This is a genomic window from Rheinheimera sp. NSM, assembly GCF_052380015.1.
In the GTDB taxonomy this organism is placed as follows: domain Bacteria; phylum Pseudomonadota; class Gammaproteobacteria; order Enterobacterales; family Alteromonadaceae; genus Alishewanella.
Map to the genome: position 1 here is coordinate 180,941 of NZ_JBQTCI010000005.1, position 11,481 is coordinate 192,421.

At 50.5% G+C, this 11,481-nt stretch carries 10 protein-coding genes; 5 read left to right on the top strand and 5 right to left on the bottom strand.

What is annotated here, in order from left to right; all coding sequences use genetic code 11:
• Window position 1 precedes the first annotated feature (1 nt).
• Window positions 2–1,054: an efflux RND transporter periplasmic adaptor subunit gene (locus tag ACTZWV_RS15265; protein ID WP_444787368.1), complete on the bottom strand. Its 1,053-nt coding sequence runs from the start codon at window positions 1,052–1,054 to the stop codon at window positions 2–4.
• 211 nt (window positions 1,055–1,265) lie between these two features.
• Between ACTZWV_RS15265 and ACTZWV_RS15270 the strand changes: the two genes are divergently transcribed.
• The 4 genes from ACTZWV_RS15270 to ACTZWV_RS15285 all read left to right on the top strand — a co-directional run bounded on the left by ACTZWV_RS15270 (window position 1,266) and on the right by ACTZWV_RS15285 (window position 4,950).
• A complete protein-coding gene (locus ACTZWV_RS15270) occupies window positions 1,266–1,928 on the top strand; it encodes a DUF2982 domain-containing protein (RefSeq protein ID WP_444787369.1) in 663 nt (220 codons plus the stop codon).
• Window positions 1,929–1,987: 59 nt separating this feature from the next.
• Window positions 1,988–2,323, top strand: coding sequence for a hypothetical protein (locus tag ACTZWV_RS15275; protein WP_444787370.1), 336 nt, complete (start codon window positions 1,988–1,990; stop codon window positions 2,321–2,323).
• Between the two features lie 107 nt (window positions 2,324–2,430).
• Window positions 2,431–4,089 carry a FapA family protein gene (locus ACTZWV_RS15280; RefSeq protein ID WP_444787371.1) on the top strand — a complete coding sequence of 553 codons (1,659 nt, stop codon included), beginning with the start codon at window positions 2,431–2,433 and terminating at the stop codon, window positions 4,087–4,089.
• A gap of 99 nt (window positions 4,090–4,188) precedes the next feature.
• Window positions 4,189–4,950, top strand: coding sequence for a DUF2884 family protein (locus tag ACTZWV_RS15285; RefSeq protein WP_444787372.1), 762 nt, complete (start codon window positions 4,189–4,191; stop codon window positions 4,948–4,950).
• A 3-nt stretch (window positions 4,951–4,953) separates the two neighbouring features.
• On the opposite strand, the gene ACTZWV_RS15290 is transcribed toward ACTZWV_RS15285, so the two are convergent.
• The 4 genes from ACTZWV_RS15290 to ACTZWV_RS15305 all read right to left on the bottom strand — a co-directional run bounded on the left by ACTZWV_RS15290 (window position 4,954) and on the right by ACTZWV_RS15305 (window position 9,439).
• Window positions 4,954–6,009 (bottom strand): succinylglutamate desuccinylase/aspartoacylase family protein, encoded by a 1,056-nt coding sequence (locus ACTZWV_RS15290; RefSeq protein WP_444787373.1) that lies wholly within the window; start codon window positions 6,007–6,009, stop codon window positions 4,954–4,956.
• Window positions 6,009–6,926: a 30S ribosomal protein S6--L-glutamate ligase gene (gene rimK / locus ACTZWV_RS15295; RefSeq protein ID WP_444787374.1), complete on the bottom strand. Its 918-nt coding sequence runs from the start codon at window positions 6,924–6,926 to the stop codon at window positions 6,009–6,011. The genes ACTZWV_RS15290 and rimK overlap by 1 nt, the downstream gene beginning before the upstream one ends.
• 155 nt (window positions 6,927–7,081) lie before the next feature.
• Window positions 7,082–8,431, bottom strand: a complete 1,350-nt coding sequence (gene mgtE, locus ACTZWV_RS15300; RefSeq protein ID WP_305551526.1) for a magnesium transporter — start codon at window positions 8,429–8,431, stop codon at window positions 7,082–7,084.
• A gap of 30 nt (window positions 8,432–8,461) precedes the next feature.
• Window positions 8,462–9,439, bottom strand: a complete 978-nt coding sequence (locus ACTZWV_RS15305; RefSeq protein ID WP_444787375.1) for a magnesium transporter CorA family protein — start codon at window positions 9,437–9,439, stop codon at window positions 8,462–8,464.
• 180 nt (window positions 9,440–9,619) lie between these two features.
• Between ACTZWV_RS15305 and ACTZWV_RS15310 the strand changes: the two genes are divergently transcribed.
• Window positions 9,620–11,476 carry an FTR1 family protein gene (locus ACTZWV_RS15310; protein WP_444787376.1) on the top strand — a complete coding sequence of 619 codons (1,857 nt, stop codon included), beginning with the start codon at window positions 9,620–9,622 and terminating at the stop codon, window positions 11,474–11,476.
• Window positions 11,477–11,481 lie beyond the last annotated feature (5 nt).

An 11,481-nucleotide genomic window follows, 5' to 3' on the forward strand; every position in this document is an offset into this window, starting at 1 on the left:
ATTAGCCTCCGACACGGTTAATGGTGACACCGGAGCGCAGTTTCTGAATACCTTCTACTACCACTTCGTCGCCTTCTTGCAAGCCGCTGAGAATTTCCACCCAGCCAGGTTCGCGCTGGCCAATAGTCACTTCCACTTGTGATACGGTGTTGTTGTCAGCAACCAGATAGACAAACTGTTTTTGTTGTTGCGGTACCAGTGCCTTTTCCGAGATTTGCATTGCCATGCGGTTGTCCAACTCAAGTTTGACATTCAATAGCATGCCCGGGCGCAGGCGTACGTCTTTATTTGCCAGGGTGCCATGCACCGTTACGGTGCGGGTAACCGGGTCCAGCCGGGTGTCAATGGCGCTAACCTGACCACTAAAACTGATATTGCCGTATGCGGCATTGGTTACAGTAAGTGGCATACCCGGCTTGATATCCGCCAGATAGTGTTCCGCTACGCTAAAGGCGACGCGCAGAGTATTTAAATCGTCCAGAGTGGTTATAACGGTACCGCTATTGATATAAGCGCCTTCGCTTACCTGGCGTAAGCCAAGATATCCGGCGAACGGCGCGCTGATGGTCATTTGCGCCAGTTGTGCTTTGGCACTGTTTAACTGGGCTTGGGTAGTATTAACGCGGGTAATTTGCTCATCCAGCAGGGACTGCGCGGTAGCCTGGGTGTTGGCCAGATTTTTTAACCGGTCTAACTGGCGTTTTTGCTCTGACAGGATGCCTTCCAGTTCTGTTACTCTGGCGCGTTCATCAACATCTTGTAATTTGGCAATAACTTCGCCACGCTGCACCGCTTTGCCTTCACGAATGTTCAGCTCGGTAATAAAGTCGCTGGTTGGCGCAATTAACTGAATAGACTGATTGGCAATACCGGTGCCCAGCGAATTTACGCTACGGATCATCGGTTTGGTTTCCACTTTGGCGGTGCTGACTGCCACGGCAGTAGCTGCGCGTCGGTTGTCAGTTTGTTGTGCCGGTAACCAATACAAATAACCGATAAACACCAATAGAGCGATTAAAATCACCCAAATTAATTTTGAATGTAATTTTGCCACAGTAACCCCGTGTAACACCTGATAATAATTTCTGCCTTATTGTATGGAAGAAACACCCTATTAGATTTCCTGTTATCGCAGTAGCAGCGGTGTTGGTCGATTCATAGCCGTCACTTTGCACAGATAGCGGCACAATTTAGCAGCAAAACGCTGAAATATTGTGCAAAGCGTGCCATCATAAGCAGTATCAGCAGCTACGGGTATAGAGCAGATGCAAGCTGTGAAAATTCAGGGCCAGACCAGCCGCGGCGGTGCAAAACTGATGCTGTTCAGTACACTTGGTTTAGTTATGCTGCTGCTGAGCCTGATGTGGGTACAGCAGCTTGGTGTAATGCATGCTATTGCCTTTGTTGCGGCCTTATTGGGCATTTTTGCCGGCTGGGCCAAGTTGGCAGAGCCGCAGTATTTTCTGCAGTACGATGACAAGGCTGTACACTACTTCCATCGTCACGGTAGCTGGAGCTTGCCGTGGCATAGTTTTTTATACAGCGGAGTACCGCAGTACCAACAGCAGCGACTGGGTTATATTGGTTTTAAAGTAACTGATTACGATAGTTTTTTGGCGCAGTTGCCACTGCGGTTGGCGGTGCGCCTTATGACCGAACAACGGGCTCTGTACATAGAGGCTGTACGGCAAAGTTGCAACAGCGGCCAATGCGCCGGCGAATTGTTGGCAGAAAACAGTCATTTTCGTACGGCAGAGCAACAATATAACGGTATTAAGGCGGCGTTTGCATGGCGCATGCAACGTTTATCTGCTGCTACAGGCTTCGATGTTTTTGTGCCGGTAAGCTTTGACGGTAACGACAGCGAAAATTTGTGTCGGCAGATTAATCAGGCCAGACTACAATTAATACAAAATACAGTCACCTAGACACTCCGGGCTGTCTGTATCATAATATTGGCATTATCGGATATTACGTAGGCTAGTGAATGAATAATTACGAAAAACCTTTTTTGGTTAGTGGTCGTAACACACTGATCCACAAAAATAAAAAGTTGGATTTAGTGTTAGTAAATGACGATGATGATCCTGCTGTTATCGTGACACGGCATGGCGTTAAGATTTTTACTGAAAGCGTACCGGCCAATCGCGGTGAAGCCAAGGACCGCTATATGGAAGTCGTGGACATCTCCAGCTCGGACGTATTTAGCGAAGTGAAAACGTTACTGTTTATCCAGGCGATCAATAATAAAGAATATAAAGTTGATTACAGTAAAAAAGGCACAGATTTGTTTATCCGTATCCATCAGGAAAACTATATCTGATCTTTCCGGCTGTAATAGCCCTGCAACATTAAACAGGGCTTGCCTTTAGGGCGGTTATTTGTTTCATTAGTTGAGCTTTCTTGCAGTAAACAAAAGTGTGATGCCCTATGCAATTTACCGAGCACAATAATAGTATAAAAATAACCGTGCCTGTCACCTCAGACGCGTTAAGCGCCCATGACGTAGCAACTCAACTGCAAGCGGCAGGTTTTGGCCGCTGTCTGGTTATCCAAGACCAAATAACCAATCTGCTGGTGGAATATCAGCAAATTCAAAAGAAAATTAAAGATAAGCTGCAGCCGGAAGGCACCTCGTTAACTTACCGTATTGCCGAGAAGCGTGATGCAGAGCTCAGCTTTGATATTGCTGAAGACGCTATGTCTGCTGCGGCTGTGATCACTGCTGCCTGGGGCGGTGCGCCGGTGTCGGCCAATGTGCTGGTTAAAGGCGCACAGGAGGCCGGCATAGTATTTGGCTTTAGCAAAGAACATATTATTAAATTGGTAACCCATGCCAGTAAAGGCGATCCCGGTAGCAAAGTTAAGCTGGTTATTGCCCGCGGCCGCAATGTGGTCAATGGTGAGAATTCCCGCTTTGAGGCGTTAATTCCTGATATGGAAAGCCGGCGCAATAAGCCGCTGTTACAATCTGACGAAAAAGCCGATTTGCGCGATTTTGGTGTGATACCGGCTATCCGTGCCGGCGAGCCGTTAATGCGGCGTCACCCGCCCACTGCTGGCGTCGATGGTATGACCGTAACCGGTACGGCGTTACCGGCAACGCCAGGCCAGGTTATAGACTGGAATATTGCCGAAGGCAGTGAGTTATCTGCAGCAGACCCGGATGTATTACTGGCGGCGCGGGATGGTTTACCCAGGGTTATTGAACACGGTGCTACGGTTGATGAAGTTTTTACCGTAAAAAATGTTGATTTAGCCACCGGGCATATTATTTTCCGCGGCTCTGTGGTGGTAAACGGCGATGTAACCGAAGGCATGAAAGTGATAGCCGGCGGCAATGTATTTGTTAAAGGCTTTGTTGAAGGTACGCTGATAGAAGCCGGCGGCGACATTAAAATTGGTGGTTCAGTTATCGGCCATCAACTGCCAACAGCAGAAAAAGACAGCGAATACAGTACAGAACTTAAAGCCAAAGGCGATATTCAGTGCAATATTGCCCAATATGCCCGGCTGACGTGTGATGGCAATGTGTATGTGAATAAACAGATGATGCACTGTGCTGTGGAAGCCGCCAAGGTGTATGCCGGGCCGGAAGATAACCCGAACGGTAAACTGATCGGCGGATATTTTTATCTTGATTACGGTATCTTTACCGGCAACTTGGGCGCGCCGTCCAGCAGTAATGTACTGGTTGAGCTAAACCGGCTGATTGATCCGATAACAGAGAAGCAAGACGTATTGCGCGCCAGTATATCGGCAGCAAAAACTGATATGCAGGATATCCGCGAGCAGTTGGAAAAGCTGAAAAAAATTGAAGGCAATGCCCAGATTGAGCTGCGCCGGCAACAGTTGCAAACTGACTTTGATGAACATAAAAGCGTTGCGCTGGCGCTGATTGAAGACGTGAAGCAACTGGAGCAACAACGCAAAGAAAAACTGGCGGCGACGCTGATAGTGGTTCGCCAGCAGCTGTTTTCCGCTGTAGAGGTGCACTTTGGTAAAGATTTGATCCGTAGCCGGCGCGAATATGGCCCGTCTAAGGTATTGCTGATTGACGGTAGTCCTGCCATTGAGCCTTTCTTCTAACTCTGTTTCGATAGTTTGCAGCTTAGCTGCGGCATGGCGCAGTGCCTTTGCCGCCGCACTGGCTTAAGCTTTAACCGAACAAGCAGCCGGACAAAAGTGGTGAAACGTTTTTATATCCTGATAATACTGTTATTAGCAGCGCCGCTGCAGGCGGCAGAGTGCAATATGGCTTTTGCACACGGTATTCTTATCGCGCCTGAACATATCCGTATTATGCAAAATAACCGCACTCATGTGCAGATTAACGCCGATGAACAACTGTTTATCCGTGGCGAATGGATAACGCTTAACGCTGAAGAAACGGCCTTACTACAGCGTTACAGCCAGGGCTTGCGTAAATTTGTACCGGAAATTGTTAGTATTGCGGTCGACGGCGTTGAACTGGGGTTATCCAGTATTGAAGCGATGTTTACCGGTATTGGCAGCAGTGCCCAGCAAGCGGAGTGGCGCGAGCTGGTGCGCGAAACCACCTTTCAATGGATGTCGCGGTTTGTCCGCACCAACGAGCATTTCTATTTGGCCCCGCAAAGCCTGAACGAGCTGGATTATTTTTTACACGGCGAGCTGAAACCACAGTTGGATAATTTGGCCAGGCATACAGTTGGCGCCGTATGGGGTGCCCTGCGTGATGCGCTGCGCCATTCTGATAATAACTTTGAGCGCTCAGACAACCAGGAATGGCAAGCGGTGGGCGCGCTGGTGAATAAGATCAACTCCGGGCTGGACGCCAAAGCGGTAGAGCTGGAAGAAAAATCGGCGCTGTTTTGTCAGCGGATGCAGGAGTTGGATAAGATAGAGCTGCAATTGCAGCAGCGGGTGCCGGCGCTGCTGGATTACGATGTAGTTGCAGAAAAAGACTAGCGCTTAAACTACGCCATATTCTTCGCCCAGCACCGGCGGCATAGCGTTATCTACTTCGTCGTTAATCGCATCGACGGTTTTTTCAGCTTCTTCCAGTGAGCTGACTTCGGCGACATGAAACAAGGCTTCACCTTCATTTACCAGCGGCAGGTTGTTGCGGCCGATAACAATACCGTCAAAGCTGGCGTGTACGGCTACTTCAAAATCAGAGTAGGGCGAGTAAATATGCGCCAGCACATCGCCGGTTTTAACGGTTTGCCCCAGCCCGACATAGTAACGGGCTATGCCGTCATGCTCGGCGCGTACCCAGCTGCTTTTCTTGGAAAACAGCGATTTGGTATTCGGCCGCTTGCGCCCGGCCCGCAGCATACCTAAATCTGTCATTACGTTTAAAATACCGCGCACACCAACATTAATCGACTGCTCATCAAAGCGCAGTGCTTCGCCGGCTTCAAACAGTAGGATAGGAATGCCGAGGTTGTTGGCGGTGCCACGCATAGTACCGTCGCGGCTGGCGGCTTTAATAATAATCGGCGCATTAAACACTTCAGCCATGCGCAGTGCGACCTTATCCTTGGCGCTGGCCCTTACCTGCGGCAGGTTAGAGCGGTGGATAGCACCGGTGTGCAAATCAATGGCATGGCTGCAGTTTTGCAGAATTTTGTCGGTAAACTGAAATGCCATCCGGCTGCCGAGCGAGCCTTTTTCACTGCCGGGAAAACTGCGGTTTAAATCGCGCCGATCGGGTAAATAGCGCGATTGCTGCACAAAGCCGTAGGTGTTTACTATCGGCACCACAATTAAGGTGCCTTTGAGTTGATTCAGCCGTGGCAGCTTCAGCAGGCGGCGGCAAATTTCCACGCCGTTAATTTCATCGCCGTGCAAGGCTGCCGTAACCAGCAGCACCGGGCCCTCTTTACGACCATGGATCACATGAGCGCCGATATTCAGCTCAGTGTGGGTGTACAGCTTACCAAAAGGGATATCTACCACGGCACGGCTGCCGGGCGGAATACTGCTGTTACCTAAGGTAAAAGGTGCTCTGCTGCTGGTTTGCATTAGCCGGTTCCTTTGGTGTTCAGTTTGCGCCGCGTTTTATGGCTGGCTACTTTTTGCTCCAAAAATTCAATGCTCAGGCTGGCAATGTCTTTGCCGGTAGCCGCCTCAATGCCTTCCAGCCCCGGTGAGCTGTTCACTTCCATCACCACAGGGCCATGGTTAGAGCGCAGTAAATCTACCCCGGCCACATTTAAGCCCATGGTTTTAGCTGCCCGAATAGCGGTGCTACGCTCTTCTTTACTCAGGCGCACCACAGACGCTGAGCCGCCGCGGTGCAGGTTAGAGCGAAACTCACCGGCTTTAGCCTGACGTTTCATCGCGGCAACTACTTTGTTACCCACCACAAAGCAGCGGATATCGGCGCCGTTAGCTTCACGAATATATTCCTGCACCAAAATATTCGCGTTTAAGCCCATAAAGGCTTCTATTACACTTTCCGCGGCGGTACGGGTTTCTGCCAGCACCACACCTATGCCCTGGGTGCCTTCAAGTAACTTTATCACCAGCGGCGCACCGCCTACCATGTCAATTAAATCGGGGATATCGCCCGGTTTATCGGCAAAGCCGGTGACCGGCAAACCTATGCCCTGGCGCGCCAATAGCTGCAAGCTGCGCAGCTTGTCGCGGGCGCGGCTGATGGCTACCGATTCATTTAAGCTGTACACCCCCATCATTTCAAACTGGCGCAGTACAGCGGTGCCGTAAAAGGTGATGGAGGCGCCAATGCGCGGGATCACGGCATCAAAGCCGGTTAGCACTTCGCCTTTATGGTGAATAGAAGAATTGCTGCGGTTAACATTCATATAGCAGGTAAGCGGATCTATTACCTGGACTTCATGGCCGCGGGCTGTGGCTGCTTCCACCAGACGTTTGGTGGAGTACAATTCTGCGTTGCGCGATAAAATCGCAATTTTCATGCGCTCTCCGATAAGCGGTAATCTAAGTGGCTATTGTAAAAGTGTCCGCCGCGCCGGGCAGCAACAATACTGCTGTTTAAACTAAATAATTCAGTTGCTTTTTTCGGCCACAGCTAAACCGGCACAGCTATAACGCTACAGCTGTGTCGCTGCAGCTAGGCCAGCAAAAATAACGAGCCTAAGCCGAGAAAGGCAAAAAAGCCAATGACATCGGTAACCGTGGTCAGGATCACTGAGCCGGACAGGGCCGGGTCTATATCCAGCTTTTCCAGCCAAATCGGGATCATTACACCGGATAAGGCAGCCACCACGATGTTTATCACTATCGCCATGCCGATAATGCCGCCGATAATCCAATCACCAAACCAAAAATAGGTAATGGCGGCGATCACCAGTGCCCAGAGTACGCCATTAATAGCACCAACCCCCAGCTCTTTGCGCAGCAGCGTCATATAAGTTTTCGGTGTAATTTGCTCCAGTGCCAGGCCGCGGATCATCAGGGTCAACGTTTGGCTGCCGGCAATGCCGCCCATGCTGGCCACTATCGGCATAAGTACCGCCAGCGCCACAACCTGCTGCAGTGTGGCTTCAAATAATCCTATGGTCCAGGCGGCTAAAAACGCTGTTAACAGGTTAATGCCCAGCCACAATGCACGGCGTTTGGCACTGTTAAATATCGGTGCGAATAAATCTTCCTCTTCGTCCAAACCGGCGGTGTGCATAAACTGGCTTTCGAGACTGCGCCGCACGTTTTCCAGTGCTTCACCTATGGATAGCCGGCCCAGCAGCTTACCTTCGGCGTCGGTGACCGCCAGCGCGGTATAACCGGAGCGTGAGACAATATCCGAGCCTTGGTCCAGCTCCATTTCACCGGCGACTACCGGCGCATCTTTATCAATAAAGGTTTCTACCGGCAAATGGCTGCCCAGACCCAACAGCTGGGTGGCATGCACCAGGCCAACATAGCGGCCGGTGCGGTCTACCACAAACAGGGCATCATGGTATTCAGCGTCCTCCGCCAATTGACGGAATAAACGGATAGCGTCACGTACTTTGGCATTTTTATTGATGATCAACATGTCGTGGTCGGCATAACGGCCACATTGATCTTCGTCATACGCCAGGGCGGTATCTAGCCAGCGGCGCTGGCTTTCGTCCAGCCGCGAACAGGCATAGTCATAGATGCGCTGCGGCAGCTCGTCCAGCAGCTCAATCAGATCATCAACTTCCATGCCTTCAACCAGACTGCGCAGTTGCTGCTCGTCCAGTTGTTTAAAGATGTTTTCCCGCGCATCAGAGCGCATATAGGTTAGCGCAGCTACCTGATCATCCGGATGCAGGCCCAGCCAAGTGCTTACCCGTTGTTCAACCGGCATTGCCTCCAGCGCTATGGCAATTTCTTCCGGTTCCAGTTGGCTTAGTTTGTCGCTCAGTTGTTCAGCTTCATTCTCATCAAAGCTGTCGCGGACAATTTCTTCAATATCCAAAGCCTGGTTTTCAGCCATATACAACTCCCTGGTCCGTGCTTACTGTGGTTACCACCAGCCGCGTATTTTAAACCAAATCAGCCCGCTAATGCCGCCTAAAGCCATAGCAGTTAATACCATAAAATAGCCGTTGCTCATTTGCAGCTCCGGCATATAAATAAAATTCATGCCGTAGATACCGGCAATAAAGGTCAACGGGATAAAAATAGTGCTGACAATGGTTAATACTTTCATCCGTTCGTTAATCTGGTGCGAGGTCGTTGACAGATAGCCCTCAACCAGGTCGCTAAGCTGATCGTAATACAAATCGGTCATGCTGTGCAGCCGTTCAAATTTCTCGTAAAAGTCGCGGATATCCGACGTGTTAAAATGACGCAGCAGCGGATTTTGCTCTTCATACATAGCGTCGGAAAATATGTCTTTCTGATAGGCCAGATTACGATTAATTTTGCGCAGCACCGAGCGGTATCGCATTATGCGCGCCATATGCTCATCATTGCCACGGTGCAGCATAACATCTTCAAGCTCGCTCTGTTCATCTTCAAAATTAATCAGTTTTTCCAGATAACTGGCCGATACCGCCAAAATCAGTTGTTTTACCCAATCAGCAACGACATTGCTGCTGCCGTTGCTGCTGAGTTGAGGTTCCAGTTGCCTCAATAACTGCGGGTTATGACAATGCATGCGGCTGATTAAAACTTGTTTTGAATACAATAAATTAATCTGGGCGCTGCTGGTGTATTCAGTAAAATCGGCATCGGCATAGCCGCGCATAATCAGCAGGCTAAAGTCCGGTTGCGCTTCCAATTTTGGCGGGTGGCGCTGGCGGCTGAAATCTTCCGCCAGCGTAGGGGCTATGGCAAAGTGCTGTAACACCTGTTGTATTTCTGCGGCGCTGGCATCGTTCAGGTTTATCCACAGCCGGGCATCGGCCGGTAACGGTGCCGCCAGCTGAGCAGGCAGTTGTGTCACAGTGCTTTGCTGCCAGCTGTTGGTTTCCGGTTCAAAATAGCTAAGTAAAATCATACTGTTTCTCCAACTTCGGCCAGCGTTCAGGCTTATGTTACAGCATATGCATAAAAGCCTGTTACGGGCAAATACGTCAGGTGGTGCTTTTTCTACGCCGGTTAGTACAGTGCCGGGCAAAACCGGCGGCTAATAATCGCTATAATGCGAATCATTCTTTTTTGAGCTTTGGATTGTTGTATGCAAAAGCTGCTGTTGTTGTGTTTATTGTTGGTTACGCTGCCTGGCGAGGCATCGGATAAGTTAATTCAACTGATTGAGTATATCGGTGCTGATTATAAAGAGGCAGTGCAGCAAGGCGAGGTGGTTAATGCCGCCGAGTTTGCCGAGATGCAGGAATTTGCCGCGCTGATCCCGGCGCAGTTAGCGCCGGAGCAAAAGGAGCTGCAACAACAAGCTGTGTTACTGCAGCAACTGGTGGCTAACCATGCCGCTGAAGCTGAAATTCAGCAATTAACAGCCACAATGCGCAAAGCGGTTATTGCCGGCATGCCGGCTATTGCACTGCCACAGCAGGCGCCGGACCGCACCCGCGGTAAAGCGTTGTATCAGCAAAATTGTGTGGCTTGTCATGGTGATACCGGCCATGGTGATGGCCAGGCAGGTGCAGCGCTGGACCCGGCGCCAACCGATTTTCATGACACTGAGCGTTATAACGCCCGCAGTTTATTCGGCTTGTTTAACACCATTAGCCTGGGCGTGGCTGATACCGGCATGCTGGCCTTTTCACATCTGGATGCACAAAGCCGCTGGGATCTGGCGTTTTATGTCGGGGCTATTGCCAGCGAAGCCAAACCGGCCAAAGCCGTGCCGTCGGTGCTTATCAGCAAAACCGCGATCGCTAACTTATTAACGGCTACCCCGCATGATGTTACTCAGCAATATGCAGAGCATGGTGACGCCTTAATGGCGTTATTTCGCTCTCAACCAGAGCAGTTTTTTAATGCTGCTGAGGCATCGCCGTTGCAAATAGCCCACGACAAGCTGGATTTATTGCCGCCACTTTTACAACAGCAGCACTACACAGAGGCATATAACCTGGCCGTATCGGCGTATCTGGATGGCTTTGAACTGGCAGAAAACAATCTGGCGGCGGTAGACAATGCGCTAAAAGACCAGATTGAACAGCGTATGCTGCAATTGCGCCGGTTAATTAAGCAGCAAGCCGCAACTGCGATACTACAGAGAGATATCAGCGAAATACAACAGTTGCTGCAGCAAGCACAGCAGGCACTGGATGAAACCGAACTGGCGCCATTTAATGTGTTTTTACTGGCACTACTGATTTTATTGCGCGAAGGATTGGAAGCTTTGCTGGTTGTCGCGGCGATATACAGCGTGGCTGTTAAAACACAACAACCACAACTGAAACGTTCTGTGCATTACGGCTGGATAGCGGCATTAGCGTTGGGGGCATTTACCTGGGTGCTGGCCAGTTATGTTATTACGCTCTCCGGTGCCTCACGCGAGCTGACCGAAGGCTACACCGCGCTGCTCGCAGCCGCCATGCTGTTTTATATGGGCTTTTGGATGCACAGTAAAACCTCTGCTGCGCAGTGGCAGCAGTTTATCGGCCGCCAGGTGAATAAGGCCATGACATCGGGTGCGTACTTCGGCCTGGCCCTGGTGGTTTTTTTAGCGGTATACCGCGAGGTGTTTGAAACCATCCTGTTCTATCAGTCTTTGTGGCTGCAGGGCGGCAGTGCCCATCAATTAGCTTTTGCCGGCGGCATTGGCGCTGCATTGTTGGTGTTGCTGGTGGTGGGGCTTGCCTTGTTTAAATTTGCACTTAAACTGCCGTTAAAGGCCTTTTTCGGCAGCACAGCACTGCTGATGATAGTGCTGGCGATGATAATGGTGGGTAAGGGCGTTATGGCGTTGCAGGAAGCCGGCACTATGCCAATAAGCCCTTTGCAGCTGCCAACCGTAAGCTGGTTAGGCATTTACCCAACCGCTCAGGGCATAGCAGCGCAGGCAGTATTGCTGTTGTTGGCACTGGTATTGCTGCTGCAGCAGCGTTATCAGCGTAATGTCTGAGCGTT